Below are 14,943 nucleotides of genomic sequence, written 5' to 3'. Positions count from 1 at the left end.
TTTATTGTGTTATTTGATGTTTAATAAATTTTGCTGAATTTACTGAAATTTAGGCACGACAAAGCTTGCCAAGGCTAAATTAAATTTAGATCAGTCAAATGAGCAAAAGTTTATGAATATGGCTAGGGCAACAAGGGAATAGAAAATCGTTTTAGGGAAAATAACAAAGATTGAAAATGCTGAGTCATGGCGACTACTCCTGTATGTATTAAGAAGCTCTACCAACTTACTGTCAAATAATGGTGGCAGAACGAAAGAGGGTTGACAGACTGGACATACAGAACCAGCACGCGCGGACGCGTCCCCCTCCCGTTCTACCGCAAAGGGGGACGAGAAGGTTACGCACAAAGGATACTCAGAAGAATATGCTCTGATGCGCTGTATGAAACGGTCTGTCAAAACCGACTGACAATGTAGGTCAGCAGTCGAATGATAAAATTAAGGGGGGATTTAGTCAATCAAGGTTATAAAAACCTAAGCAAAAATATGAGACAAATCAAATGATGTAAGTTTGGGTTGGCACTAATTAGGTGGAGTCCAACCATTGCGTTCTGCTAAAAGTTGCCATTCAGGTTTTTTTTCGCTAACCATATAATTACAATATTGAATTAGGTTTTGAACAATTTGATTATTCCAGCGTTCCAAAGATACAGGAGTTGATTTGTTCGAATACTTATTTCTATGTCGTTCTTGTAAATCATAAGCAACATACCTAATCATTGTAGTAATAACTTCATCATCAGAAATAATTTTAATTTTTCCAAGAGCTGTTAGATGTGAAGATATAGTACGATATTCTGATAAGGACATTATTGTACGTTCGTAGATGTTAAGATTTTTTGACATTTTAATCATATAATTTCAAATGGTTATCAAAATATTACCTCACTTTCTGTAATTAATTCTATTAAAATAAAATTATATTTTAGAGAGGAAATCTGTACTTTTCGTCATTCCAAATAATTTTAGTTACATAACATCCTAATGAGAATCATGAAGCTTATTTGAGCCACCCATGAAAATATGAAAACACAGCCTGCCATCGAGCGGGCTTTTTTATGCCCAAAATTAAGGAGTCGAGCCATGAGCTTGAGCTGTCCCTTTTGTCATTCAACGAATGTGATGTTGGTTGAAGTAAGTACACAACAACCAAATACAACTTTATCCAGTCTGGTTACACCCACCACATTAGGTGCATTGGGAACCACAGTCGCAAAGTCTTTTAATCTACCGCCGATTGTTGGTGGAATCGCAGGAACGTTTTTGGGAAGTATGTTGGGTAGTGTGTTGAATTCATTTACCGAACCAAGCGCACCACTACAGCAGAATTTATGTTTTTGTCACAACTGCTACCAAAAGTTTCCAACTCATTTTTTGCATTAAATATTGTTTATATCAACACAGATTTAAATTTCATTTTCAAATTAAAAGGAATACAACGATGGCACATCAACTTGAACAAATGGCATATGTCGGAGAAACCCCTTGGCACGGACTAGGGAACCAATTGACCCAAAACCAACCGATTGAAATCTGGGCACAGCAGGCAGGTATGGATTGGCGGATTGAATCCTCTAATGTCAGTTATATGGCACAGAATGAACGAGGGCAAAGCATCATCATGCCTTATGAAGAACAACGTGTTTTATATCGTTCTGATACTCATGCACCACTATCAGTCGTTAGCCAACGCTTTCAGGAAGTCCAACCACGAGAAATTTTAGAATTCTATCGTGACCTCACTGAGCAATCGGGCTTTGAATTGGAAACCGCAGGTGTACTTAAAGGTGGTAAAAAGTTCTGGGCATTGGCACGTACAGGGCAAACATCAATGTTAAAAGGCAAAGATGTCAGTAATGGTTATATGCTCTTGGCAACAGCATGTGATGGAACACTTGCCACAACCGCACAATTCACCTCGATCCGTGTTGTATGTAACAACACTCTAGCCATTGCACTTAAAGGTCAGAACAGCAGGGCAGGTGTGGTCAAAGTCCCACACAGTACTAAGTTCGATGCAGATAAGGTCAAACAACAACTCGGTATTTCAGTCCGTGCGTGGGATGAGCATATGTATGAAATGAAGCAACTGACACAACGTAAGGTTAGTCAGATGGAAGCTTCAGCTTACTTTGATGCGGTATTCAATAACAGCACCATGAACAACGTATTAGATCAGGAGGACAATATCATTCAGTTCTATCGTGATGTAGCCTCACAAGCCCAAGCCAATGGCAGGGACAAAGCTGAACCGAATGGCAAAGCGATGAGTCGAGCTATGGAAATGTTTAATGGTCAAGGACGAGGTGCGGAGCTAAGTTCAGCCAAAGGAACAGCCTATGGATTACTGTGCTCGATCACAGAATTTATCGACCATGAACGACGTGCCATGAGTACCGATCACCGACTCGATTCAGCGTGGTTCGGTGCTGGTGCATCGATCAAGCAACGAGGATTGGAACAGGCACTTAACATGCTCGCATAGTGCAAAACTACATTTTTCACTCATGGAAAGTTAGATCTAAGTTCGCATTTTAAAATGAAATATTAACTTTTTAAAAATAATTAAACCATAGCTTCGGCTGTGGTTTTTTTATGCCCGAAATTTGTCATTTGAATCAAATACCCTCATTAAAATCAGGAATTCAACATGAATACAGCAATATTAAACCCATCCATACAACAAGCAAGTACCCCCTTTATTGCCCCAAAATTATTTACTGCAAAACGTTTAGTCAACACTAAAAATATGACTCAAGCCGAATGGTTGGAAGTTCGTCGACAAGGCATCGGTAGTAGTGATTGTGCCGCAGCCTGTGGACTCAATCCCTATATGTCGATGCTTGAACTGTGGATGATCAAAACGGGACGAGTCAAACAATCTATTGAAGATGAAAGTTCAGGACATGCACCTTTATATTGGGGTAAACAGCTTGAACCGTTAGTGGCTGAATACTACAGCATGCACACCAACAATAAGGTACGTCGCATCAATGCAGTGCTGCAACATCCCGAGGCAGATAAGCATTTTATGCTGGCAAATTTGGATTACTCGGTGGTAGGCAGTGATGAAGTCCAGATTTTAGAATGTAAAACCGCAGGAGAACATGGTGCAAAGTTGTGGCGAGATGGTGTGCCTTTATATGTACTCTGTCAAGTACAACATCAATTGGCTGTGACAGGCAAACAGGCAGCACATATTTGTGTGCTGATCTGTGGTCATGAAACCCGTATCTATAAAGTCACACGCAGTGAAACCGTGATTAAGCACATCATTAATGCGGAACATTACTTTTGGGAATGTGTCGAAAAAGATACCCTGCCTGATGTCGATGCCAGTGAATCGGCAGCCAAAGCCATTCAACAGCTCTACCCACAACATATTCCGCTCAGTGTTGAAGACCTCAGTCAAGATGAACATGCCAATCGATTATTTAGCCTATTGTTGAAAGAGAAGCATCACATTGAAATCCACCAAAACAACTTTGATGAAACCAAACATCAAATTCAAATGTTGATGAAGGATGCGGAACGAGCCACTTTTTCCAATGGTTCAGTCACATGGAAGCGATCTAAAGATTCCATTTCTTTAGATACCAAGGCTGCATTAAAAATGCATCCTGAACTAATCAATGAGTTTCCACAAAACAAGGTGGGGACACGGCGTTTTCAAATCTATAGCAATGATGACTGACCTTATCAAAACCATGCATCTATATCACTCACTATATATGCATGAATTATCCATTCTTCCCAAAAGCGCAAAAAAACCACCCCCGATCTACCGACTCCTGAAGGAGCGGTAGACCAACAATGGCGGTTTTTGCGAAGTCGTAGCTTTTCATATTTCTGTTTACTTACATAACAAGGGGTAAGCAGTAAAATTTTATTTATAGGATAAACAACATGATCAAAGGTTTAGCAATTACACCGCCAATACTTGGCAGAATTAGTATTGGTAAAGTGGTCGAAAAGAATGGTAAACGTCTGCCTGAAAAGGATGACCAATTTACTATTACCAGCCAAATCCAAGGTAAGGAGGGATGGATCAAACATCCCCTAGATGAACAGCTCAGAGCCAAAGCACCAAACCAAAAGCTCAGAAGCATTCCAGTTCGTATGATCTTTAATGATCCTGAACTCAATTTACGAGCGGAGTACAGTTTATTCGACCGCCAAACAGGTAGACCAATTTGTGTTGGTAATGGTGAAACCTGCCAGCGACTCACCAGCCAAGGGGTTGAACAACAGCCATGTCCATCACCAGATTTATGCCCACTGGCACAGGGTGGAAACTGTAAGCCTTATGGACGACTACATGTCAATCTAGATGAATCGGATGAACTCGGGACGTTTATTTTTAGAACCACTGGTTTTAATAGCATTCGCACACTAGCAGCACGACTGAGTTATTACCATGCTGCTTCTAATGGTTTACTTTCGTGTTTGCCACTGCAACTGACCTTAAGAGGTAAGAGCACTGCACAAAGCTATCGTACCCCGATTTATTACGTGGATTTGACCTTACGTGATGGCATTAATTTGCAGGAAGCGATTACCAATGCAAAGCAAATCAGTGAACAAAGCAAGGCAGTAGGATTTTATCAGGAAGCATTAGATCATGTGGCAAGGCAGGGTTATGGTAATGCCAGCTTTGAAGTAGGCGGTGAAGAGGGCTTGGATATTGTTGAGGAGTTTTATAATGATGAAAAGAAGCCAGAGCAGCACCAGCAAACGCATGATCTGTGTATCCAGAAAGGTTTGCAGCAGTCGGTGAAGGCTTTAAATTGATACAGAATCCCTGTGTAAAACATGGGGATTAATTATTAGATTAAATTATCACAGTCTTTATTTTTTAAATATAAAAATGCATGAAACTAAATTTTAGAAAAAGAACTTTACTTACGTCGTAAATGCATTTAAATTTTATACATAAATTATTGTTGGCTAAAATAAAGCCAAGGAAAGATAACTAACAAAAATCACCTAAATTTGAGCAAATGCAATATTGATGTTGCATAGAGCCCATAACCAAAAACCAAATTTTACACTTAACAAAATTAGTAAATCTCATAATTTTTTAAATTTTATGGATTTTTCTATCTATTTCTATGGATTTTTATGTCTTTAATTATTAAAACCCAAGCAAATGGGATTCATCAGCATGAAACTAAAGCTATTGATAAAATTAGAGAAGCATTTAGTGTTGAAGATGAAATGAGAAAATATAGTCCTTGGTATGGTTATGCTGGCTATACTTTGGTGGATCGAATTACTAAGAAAGAGGGGGAGTTTGACCTAATCTTGGTGACAAACAGTGTTGTAATAGTTGTTGAGTTGAAGGATTGGAATGGTAAATCAATAAAATCTGTAAATGGCAACTGGTATATGGATGAACGTGATATGGGAATTTCCCCAGTCTCACTAACACGCCAAAAACAATTCATTCTTGTCAATAAGCTTAAAGCACTTAAAGATAAATTTACAGGTAATCCAGGATTTGTCCCTAGAGTTTATTTTTTTGTTGTAATGTGTGGAAAAGTAAATTTTTCTGGATTACCAGAGGATGAAGCTAATCATGTCATTAGTATTGATAAATTTATCAAATTTTCTAACAAAATTGCATTTAATAAAGAATTTAAACCGCATCCAAATGCTCAACATTTAGATAAGGACTTTGGCTTAATCGATAAAATCTTTGTTACTAATGACACACCACCTAAAAAGGTTATTGTTCAAAAGTATAAGCAGGAAGAAGAACTCCTTGCTCATCCTCAAAAAATTTATACAGAGTATGAGGCAATATCGACCATTTCTCGTTCTGATAAAGCATTAATCAGACAATGGTATTTTACTAACTTTAAGGAAATGAGCCTTCAATCACCAAAGCAAAGGGCTGCATTACTAAATCATGAACGTATCATTAGTGCCGAATTTCAGCAAAGTAACCAATTATATAAGACTGCTCTTGTACCCTTGATCATGCCTGAAGAGGATCAAATTACTGAACAGTACAATGAGTTGGTTGAATATCGGCAAAGTCATCTTCGTTTTAATGATTTTATCACTAGAATAAACCCTAATTTGTCTGAGGAAGATAAATTAGATTTGATTCAAATTTTAGTGAGTAAATTCGCTGCAATGCATAATCTAGGTATTTCACATGGAGATATTAATTCACACTGTATTTGGATTTCTCCTCAAAAAGATGTCGCTATTTCACACTTTTTAACTTCTAATTCAGAAAATATCGATAATCAGATTGAAGACTTACAATCAAGTCTTACATTTCTTCCAAGAGATTTTCAAGCCAAATTAGCAAATGTATCTGCGTTTAAAAAAGACGTATATATGTTAGCAATAGTTGCTTGGCACTTATGGGAGAATAATCGTTTAACTGCTAAAGCAATAAGTAATGTGTGCGTTAATAGTGACCATTGGATTGCTGACTTAGTAAAAAAGGCAATTACTTTTGAAATTAATGATGCTAGTCAATTGCTTAGAGAATTTAATGCGAAAAGGCCTACGCAAGCAGTAGAGTTTATTGCTGACGTTGCATTATTAGAGGAATATGTTACAGCAGATAAAATATATAAGATTTATCCAGAGGAGGATGAAATCTACGAAGATGTAGATAATAAAACCACTTTATATCGTTCAGGTGATCATCTTGTAAAAGAATGGTCAGATGTTCATTTGGATAGATTCTCATCAAGTGATATTCTTAAATATCAACATTTTTTTGAGCGACTTAAAGAGGCTACAGCCCAAAACTTATCATATTTACCGAATTTAGTACGATATGGTATTTCAACAAAGTCTAGATCTTTATTTGTTGTTTGTGATGTTGTTGACGGTGTAAAAGTTGACGAAATTGAAGCTGAAAAAGAAAGCAGATTGCAGTTGGCTGCCAACTTGGTAGAGGCGATCATCCATTTACATAAATTGGGCTTACCAATTGGTCGCATTAATTATGATAGTGTGCTGTTCAACTCAGAAAACAGCAGTTTTGTTTTCAATGATATTATTGATATCAGACCATACTTAGATCATAAGAGTGAATATTATCCTGCACATATCGAAAATCCTACCAGTGAGCAGTGCCATAACCATGCCATTATGTATATGGTTTGCCAAATCCTAAGGTTTAAAATAGGTGATGATAGTACAGATTTTAAATGGATTAGTGATGCTGTAAAACTTGAGCTCAATGAAACAGAGTTTCCTTTAGGTGATTTAAATCGTCTATTGGAAAGTATTGAAACTACGCAAATTAACAGCGATACACCAACCATTCGTATTCCAGTTCATGATAAATTCACTGAGCTACAGATTTTTGCCGATAATAAGCGTATCTATGCAGCTTTAGAGAAGGGTCGTAATGGTAATGACATTATGGTCAAGTTACAGGGGATTGGGGGGTCAATTCATTTTATTTTAGATCCTAATAGCAAAAGTATTCGCTTTGTGACAGGCGTACGTGAATCTGATGTTGTGCCACATTACGTCATAGATCAGGCTGTGCTAGAAATAGATATTAACTTAAATATTGAGCATTCAATTGGTAGACCAGATTATACAGAACTATCTAGTTTCCTGTTTAATTTGGAGGAATTTTCAACTGCAATTGATGATATTTTGCAAGATCAGTTTAATGACCAAGAGGATATTTTAGAATTAGAGACTGATTTTCCTCAGTCAACTGATGTATTGGATATTGATCAACAGTTACTAATTCATGATTCACAGGATCCTTGTATCACAGATGAAATTGTAAATAAGATAACATTAGACTATGTCCATAATGATACTAATAAGCTAGCTGCTTTAAATATTGATACAAAGAAATTATGGAAGGCAATCTTAGAAACAGAGACTGAAGCTTTACCATACATTGTTTTATCACAACCGTTGCAATTGGTTGATACCAAAATTTATATTGCAAGATATGAAGATGATAACGATGTATTAGACAAATTTCCGAAAGATGCGTTAATTAGCTTAATCCATAAGACTATTGATTTTAATGGTGAGGATAGAGAGTTCCGTGTAGGTGATATTGATATTCAAAATTCTTTAGCTGGGGAGTTAAGAGTTAAAGGCGTAAAACATGCTGATAAAATTAAGGTAGGACAAGTTTTATATTTACGTACTAAGGCGGATAAATCATCATTTCTTAAACGTAAAAATGCATTAGAACAGATATTAAGACGACAATCTGATATCCCCAATTTAGTTGACTATTTTGAGCCGACATCACAAATTATCCCCAAGAATTATAATATTACTGTTTCGGATAAAGACTTTGAAAGATACGATCAGAAAGATCAAAATGGAAAAGTAGTTGTTAGTCTGAATGACCTTCAACGTGAAGCATTCCGTAAATTAATTAACTTTGGTCCAGTCTCAATTTTACAAGGTCCTCCAGGAACAGGTAAAACTGAATTTATCGCAGCCTTTGTTCATTATGTTTTTGAAAAGCAAAATGCCAATAATGTTTTAATGGTTAGTCAATCGCATGAAGCTGTTAATACTGCTGCTGAGCGTATTCGTAAACACGCTCAGCGTTTAGAAACACCATTAGAAATTGTACGTTTCAGTAATAGAGAAAATGCCGTATCAAATAATTTAAAAGATGTGTATTCAGACTCTATTATTTCTACACATCGTCATTTGTTTTTAACTGAGATGGAAGATAGAGTTCTATCTTTGAGCCAGTCCATCGGAGTTGATAAAGAATATTTAGCTTGCGCTTTATTTTTGAAGGTAAATCTATTTGGTCACTTATCAAGAATGTTGGTTTCAACAGAGTCTGAAGATGAAAAATTATTGTCTAAAACTGAGTGGAATGGGTTATCGGCTAAGCTGATTGATCGTCTTAAAGATTATTCGCAAGAGCTACATACTTCTTTAATTGGATTGAATAGCCGCCAGATTTTAGATAGAGAAAGTCAAATCTGGGAAATGTTGGATGAGAGTTTTGAGGTGCAAGGTAAAGCTGCTAATAATGCCAAAGCACTTGTACAAATTGCATTTGATTATGATCAATTGATTGATAGTCCAAATGCCAACTATGAGACTTATCTTTCCAAGACACGGCAATTCATCTGCGGGACTTGTGTCGGGATTGGGCATCATTCGATTGATATTGCAAATCAAACATTTGATTGGGTCATTATTGATGAATCTGCGCGATCAATTTCTTCAGAATTAGCTATCGCAATGCAGTCAGCTAAACGTATTTTATTAGTTGGTGATCATAAACAATTGCCTCCTTTGTATTCACCAGAACATGCTAAGGCATTGGCACGTAAATTAGGATTTTCAGAAAAACGTATAGAGGCAAATCTGAAAAGTGATTTTGAGAGACTATTTAATTCACCTTATGGGAAGGTGGTACAAGGGAAACTACTTTCTCAATATCGGATGGCCCCTGCAATAGGTAATATGGTTTCGGATTGTTTTTATGATGACCCACTTAAAACTGAGGTAATTGAACCATTTGAGAAGCCTTATACAAGAGAAATGGTACGAGTTGTGCCGAATATCTATCTTAAATGTTCAGTTCAAGAACTACGATCTACAGTGACATGGGTTGATACGTCTGAGAAGTATAGTGATGGTGTAGGTACAACTTTCTATAACAAACATGAAGCTCGTAAGATTATGGCATTGTTAGAGAAAATTCACTCAGATAAGCAATTATTGAAAGAGTTAAAAGACAGATCAAAGCCAAATGAGCCACCTATCGGTATTATTTGTATGTACGGCGAGCAAAAACGATATTTACGTAAGCAATTTAATTCGAAGTCTTGGGATGAAGAATTTAGATCCTTAGTCAAAATCGATACTGTTGATAGCTATCAAGGAAAAGAGAACAGAATTATTATTTTATCTATTACACGTAATAGTTCTGATAATAAAATTGGTTTTATGAATATGCCAAATCGTATTAATGTGGCTTTATCTCGAGCGATGGATCGGTTGGTAATTTTTGGTGCATCTCGTCTATGGGATATGCCAAGACATAAAGAAAGTCCATTAGGATTGGTTCTTAGTTATATCCTGGAGCGTACAAATGATGATCAGCATTATCAATATATTGCTGATCAGAAACTTGCACCAACTAAGAATCCCAATTCATTGAAATTTAAATATAAAACAAGTTCGAATCGAGGTGGCAATCATGAGTAATTATAGTATTCCTTATCATGATATTGATATCTTAATTCCTTCTCAAAAGTTTGAAGTAAACTTTAGTTATACATCAAGTCAAATGCCTAACTTCATAGATTCTATGATTATGCGTTTATTGCGTATAAGCCCATTGTCTGTGAAGAATATCGCTAAATTTTTAGGCATGAATCAGCGAGAGTCTCGCATTGTATTAGATCAACTCATTACTAATAATGAAGTTGAGCTTCAGCAAGATGGACTTTTTCATTTGACTAATAAATCAATGAAATATTTCACCACGGTAGATTCAATACCGAAAGTTGCATCTATTTTGGAGCATACTCACAGTTTGATCTATGAATTAACCAATTTTAATTATATTGCTCAAAAGCCAGATAACAATATGTATGGCATTAAATTGATTGCGACTAGTACTCATGCTGCAAATAGTGAAAATATCGTTAGGGACCGATTTCAGAAGCAATTTTATCAACTTATCGAAGAGGATATTATTACCTTAAAGAAAATAGAAGGCAGACCTAGTATTTATAAAATGGGTACAGTGAAAAAGGTTAAAGAATGTACTGTTCGTAAGTCGCTCGATCTTCATGTTGATGCTCAGGCTGAACCACAAGCCATAAAAGTTTTGGACTCGATTATGAGTGATGAACTCAAAGATAAAACTTATCAAGCATTGGGGCAAAGTAAAAAGGGTAACAATATTCGTGATATTTTGAATAATCTAGATGGGTTTGAGCAGTTAAAACTTAATCAATATTTTAAGGATGGCCGTTTTCTAGCACCTAATGCTTTATTTGATAGTATTAATCCTATTGAAAGTAAATCATCAGATGGAAATCATTTGTTTATTGGTCCTTGCTATAGTCAGAGCAATTCAAAGATTATATTGAATAAAATTAAAGAAAGCATTGCTAAGAATCATCAAGTCAGCAGTATCTACTGGTTAGCGCCAGATGATGTCTTTTGGGGTAAATCACTAAGATTCAATACTTTTATTAATGCTTTAGGGCAAATTAAGACTAAACAGAATACTGATTTACAACTGAAATGCTTTTTACCGATGCATGATGAACAAGATCGAACTTCTGTAAATAATTACCGTAAGATTATTGCGAAAGATCAGCAAAAGTATTTTTATGGGATTAAGGATGGGATACTTGACGGTAATTTTGAAATTATTGTTGTTAAAAATGAATTTGCTGTAATTGTTCTACATGTTTTAGACTCAGAAGCTGAGTATTTAACATCATTTCCTTTTGGTTCAATTAGTTATGATAAACAGTTGGTGAATGGTTTAGTTAGTTTGTTTGAAGCATGGGAAAGGCCAAAAGATGACGGTGGAATTAGTTTTGGCCAAATGTTTAAAAAACATAGCCAATCGTAAGCTATCTTTTTAATGGTTAAAATTAAGTGACTTATTATTCAAAGTGATGAGTTACTTACTTTAGATCTCGCAATCAATTGCGTGAATTTAACTTTACAGCATGTGGTGAATCTTCAATATACGATTTAAGCAGCAAAGGAAATAGACCAACAAAGTAAAGCTGTAAGCTTTAATCAAAATGCTTTAGATGCAACAGCTAGATTAAGTTCTAGTAATGCACAGTTTGAGATAAATTTGGAGGAAGGATTAGATTTAGTGGAGGATTTTTATACTGATGAGGCTGAGCAAACTCAGCTTGAGTTTGAAGTCAAGGCGAAGTCTAAACTCTCTAAGGAGCCAAGTTCTGTAGAGGATATTCAACAAGGGCAAGGGAGTGTTAGGGCGGTGAACTAGCATTTATCATCTTGATTGATATAAAGCAGGGAGTGTGAGCTCCCTTATTTTTTGGCTTCTCACGATACGTTTTGCTTGCTATATTGAATTGTCATTAAAAATTATGTTAGGACAATGCTCCATACTAACCACCAAATAAAATATTTTGCATGGGAGATAACAAAGAAACGTTCAGCATCAGATGTTGATCGTTTGTCCCAGTCATTGTTTGATGCCCAAGTTGATGTGAATCCTCATCAAATCGAAGCTGCACTTTTTGCTTTAAATAATCCTTTAAGTAAAGGTGTTGTTCTTGCAGATGAAGTTGGCTTAGGAAAGACAATCGAAGCAGCTTTAGTACTTTGTCAATATTGGGCGGAGAGACGTCGAAATTTATTAATTATTTGTCCTGCTTCTTTACGAAAACAATGGGCACAAGAGTTACAAGATAAATTTAATTTGCCTACCCAAGTTTTAGATTTGAAAACTTGGAATATGGCACGTAAAGATGGTGTGTATGATCCGTTTAAAAACGGGAAAATTTCAATTATTTCTTATCCTTTTGCAAATCGAATGGAACATGCTTTAGCACAAATTTCATGGGATTTAGTTGTGATTGATGAGGCGCATAAGTTACGTAATGCACATCGTTCAAGTAATAAAATTGGAAATAGTTTAAAACGCTCTTTAATGGGTAAGAAAAAACTATTACTTACAGCAACGCCATTACAAAATACGTTGATGGAATTGTATGGACTCAGCACAATTATTGATGAACACTTGTTCGGCGATGAGAAAGCATTTCGGAGTCGATATGTGGTTGATGGCGACATTCAATCACTGAAAAAAAGAATCCAGCAATTTATGCAAAGGACATTGCGGAAAGATGTTTTGGAATATGTGCCTTATACCAATCGTCACGCTCTAACTGTTCCTTTTAAACCTACTGATGATGAGCAAAGCTTATATGATTCGATCAGTGAGTATTTGCAAAGAGATGTAAGTTATGCTTTTCCTCAGCAACAAAAGCATTTAATTTCAATTGTTTTAAGAAAGCTTTTAGCTTCATCTACTCCTGCTGTAATCGCAACATTAGAAGCAATTAAACTACGTCTTAAAAAAATGTTGGAACAACAAACTTTAGATGAGGATTGGTTAAGTAACTTTATTGTTGATGAGGACATGGATGAAGATTTACTAGATGATGTTGAATATGAAAGTGACCATGAAAAAATTGATACGAGTTTAATTAAATCTGAAATAGCAGAATTAGAACGTTATATAGAACAAGCCTATAAAATTAAAGATGATAGTAAAACTTTCGCTTTACTTTCCGCTATTGAGCAAGGTTTTGCTCGAATGTTCGAAATGGGAGCGAAGCGAAAGGCTGTTATTTTTACTGAGTCGAAACGTACTCAGGAATATTTAATTGCATTTCTAGAAGCTCGTGGTTATAACGGAAAAGTAATAGGATTCAATGGTAGTAATACATCTGCAACGAATACAGGTATTTACCAAAAATGGCTAGGTAAATATATGGGAAGTCATCATGTGACAGGTTCTCCTGCAATTGATCGGCGTACAGCTTTAATTGATTTTTTTAAAAATGATGCAGAAATATTAATTGCAACCGAAGCAGCGGCTGAAGGAGTAAATTTACAGTTTTGTTCATTGGTCATTAACTATGACTTGCCATGGAATCCACAACGTGTAGAGCAACGTATTGGACGATGTCATCGTTATGGACAAGAATTTGATGTTGTTGTTGTCAATTTCCTAAATGAAAGAAATGAAGCAGATCAGCGAGTATTAGAATTACTTGAAAATAAATTTCAATTGTTTGGTGGTGTATTTGGTGCATCGAATGATATTTTAGGGACGGTTGAAAGTGGTATTAATTTTGAAAAGCGGATTTCTGAGATTTATGATCAGTGTCGCAGTCCAGAAGAAATAGAACAAAGCTTTAAGCAATTAAGAGATGAGCTAGAAGAACAAATCAATGAGAAAATGAAACGGACTCAAGCATTACTACTTGAGCATTTTGATGCAGATATTCATGATTTGTTAAAAGTTGAAAAAGAAAGAGCTGAACTTCAACTAGATAAAATTAGTCGTTTATTTTGGCAATCTACAAAATATATTCTTGGTAAATTTGCTAAGTTTCACGATCACAATTTAAGTTTTGATTTTACCAAATCTCCAATTTTGAATGCGCCTTCAGGGAAATATCAACTCATACGCAAAGGTGAGCGAATTCCTGAAAATACTTTTATTTATCGTTTGACTCATCCGCTTGGTGAATTTGTTTTAGATAATGCCAAAGGATTACCTACACCAAAACAACTGATTCAATTTGATTATAGTCAATATGGACAAAAGGTTAGTCTATTGGATCAATTGAAGGGGCAACATGGATGGCTATCTATTACGGTATTACGTTTGGATTCGTTTCAAGAAGAAGAGCATCTTGTTATTACAGCTATGACAGAGGCTGGTAAGGTTTTAGATGTGGATTTATGTGAACGATTACTTCAAGTAAATGCCACAGTTCTTCAGGATGTAACTGAAAGCATACCCGAGATTTTTCAAGCAAATATAGAGAAGCAATATCAAGTTGCTTTGAATCATGCCTTAGAACTCAATGATGATTTTTTCAAAAAAGAACGTGATAAGTTGGAACAGTGGGCAGAGGATAGCTTACTTGCAGTAGAAAAAATTCTTGAAGATATAAAATTAAAAATATCCAGTTTGAAGCGAGAGTCTCGAAAAGCATCTGACATTGAAACTGAAAAAAAGCTACAGGAAGAAATCCAAAAAGCTGAAAAAGAAAAACGACGGATGAGGCAGCAGGTTTTTGATGTAGAAGATGAAATAGCGGATAAGCGCGATGCGATGATTGACGCACTTGAACAAAGACTGCATCGTTCAAGTAAGGCTGAAAATTTGTTTATAGTTCAATGGAAAGTTGTTTAAAATATAATTAGATTATT

General features: G+C 35.8%; 8 protein-coding genes and 1 pseudogene. 8 read left to right on the top strand and 1 reads right to left on the bottom strand.

Annotation, left to right across the window (positions count from 1 at the left end; genetic code table 11):
• Nucleotides 1–522: 522 nt before the first annotated feature.
• Nucleotides 523–810 carry a hypothetical protein gene (locus tag ACLCEG_RS12390; RefSeq protein ID WP_284885214.1) on the bottom strand — a complete coding sequence of 96 codons (288 nt, stop codon included), beginning with the start codon at nt 808–810 and terminating at the stop codon, nt 523–525.
• Between the two features lie 273 nt (nt 811–1,083).
• On the opposite strand from ACLCEG_RS12390, the gene ACLCEG_RS12385 reads away from it, so the two are divergent.
• The 8 genes and pseudogenes from ACLCEG_RS12385 to ACLCEG_RS12350 all read left to right on the top strand — a co-directional run bounded on the left by ACLCEG_RS12385 (nt 1,084) and on the right by ACLCEG_RS12350 (nt 14,926).
• Complete coding sequence (locus tag ACLCEG_RS12385; RefSeq protein ID WP_284885215.1) at nt 1,084–1,383, top strand: hypothetical protein; 300 nt, start codon at nt 1,084–1,086, stop codon at nt 1,381–1,383.
• Between the two features lie 58 nt (nt 1,384–1,441).
• Nucleotides 1,442–2,485 (top strand): DUF932 domain-containing protein, encoded by a 1,044-nt coding sequence (locus tag ACLCEG_RS12380; RefSeq protein WP_284885216.1) that lies wholly within the window; start codon nt 1,442–1,444, stop codon nt 2,483–2,485.
• Nucleotides 2,486–2,650: 165 nt separating this feature from the next.
• Nucleotides 2,651–3,694 (top strand): YqaJ viral recombinase family protein, encoded by a 1,044-nt coding sequence (locus ACLCEG_RS12375; RefSeq protein ID WP_284885217.1) that lies wholly within the window; start codon nt 2,651–2,653, stop codon nt 3,692–3,694.
• Nucleotides 3,695–3,906: 212 nt separating this feature from the next.
• Complete coding sequence (locus tag ACLCEG_RS12370) at nt 3,907–4,791, top strand: hydrolase or metal-binding protein (RefSeq protein ID WP_284885219.1); 885 nt, start codon at nt 3,907–3,909, stop codon at nt 4,789–4,791.
• 330 nt (nt 4,792–5,121) lie between these two features.
• On the top strand, nt 5,122–10,194 hold the full coding sequence (locus tag ACLCEG_RS12365; RefSeq protein ID WP_284885220.1) for an AAA domain-containing protein: 5,073 nt from the start codon (nt 5,122–5,124) through the stop codon (nt 10,192–10,194).
• Nucleotides 10,187–11,581: a hypothetical protein gene (locus ACLCEG_RS12360; protein ID WP_017393510.1), complete on the top strand. Its 1,395-nt coding sequence runs from the start codon at nt 10,187–10,189 to the stop codon at nt 11,579–11,581. The genes ACLCEG_RS12365 and ACLCEG_RS12360 overlap by 8 nt, the downstream gene beginning before the upstream one ends.
• A gap of 81 nt (nt 11,582–11,662) precedes the next feature.
• Nucleotides 11,663–11,974, top strand: a pseudogene (locus tag ACLCEG_RS12355) (hydrolase or metal-binding protein); the annotation flags it as partial.
• Between the two features lie 114 nt (nt 11,975–12,088).
• Nucleotides 12,089–14,926, top strand: coding sequence for an SNF2-related protein (locus tag ACLCEG_RS12350; RefSeq protein ID WP_284885222.1), 2,838 nt, complete (start codon nt 12,089–12,091; stop codon nt 14,924–14,926).
• Nucleotides 14,927–14,943: the final 17 nt, after the last annotated feature.

This window comes from Acinetobacter sp. H1(2024), assembly GCF_046557555.1.
Taxonomy (GTDB): domain Bacteria; phylum Pseudomonadota; class Gammaproteobacteria; order Pseudomonadales; family Moraxellaceae; genus Acinetobacter; species Acinetobacter seifertii.
This window is presented reverse-complemented; position numbering and strand designations above follow the sequence as displayed.

Excerpts from the sequence above, each read along its gene's own strand:
- ACLCEG_RS12370 (WP_284885219.1), top strand. The coding sequence starts at position 3,907 with ATGATCAAAGGTTTAGCAATTACACCGCCAATACTTGGCAGAATTAGT.
- ACLCEG_RS12365 (WP_284885220.1), top strand. The coding sequence starts at position 5,122 with ATGTCTTTAATTATTAAAACCCAAGCAAATGGGATTCATCAGCATGAA.
- ACLCEG_RS12390 (WP_284885214.1), bottom strand. The coding sequence starts at position 810 with ATGTCCTTATCAGAATATCGTACTATATCTTCACATCTAACAGCTCTT.
- ACLCEG_RS12360 (WP_017393510.1), top strand. The coding sequence starts at position 10,187 with ATGAGTAATTATAGTATTCCTTATCATGATATTGATATCTTAATTCCT.
- ACLCEG_RS12380 (WP_284885216.1), top strand. The coding sequence starts at position 1,442 with ATGGCACATCAACTTGAACAAATGGCATATGTCGGAGAAACCCCTTGG.
- ACLCEG_RS12385 (WP_284885215.1), top strand. The coding sequence starts at position 1,084 with ATGAGCTTGAGCTGTCCCTTTTGTCATTCAACGAATGTGATGTTGGTT.
- ACLCEG_RS12375 (WP_284885217.1), top strand. The coding sequence starts at position 2,651 with ATGAATACAGCAATATTAAACCCATCCATACAACAAGCAAGTACCCCC.
- ACLCEG_RS12350 (WP_284885222.1), top strand. The coding sequence starts at position 12,089 with ATGCTCCATACTAACCACCAAATAAAATATTTTGCATGGGAGATAACA.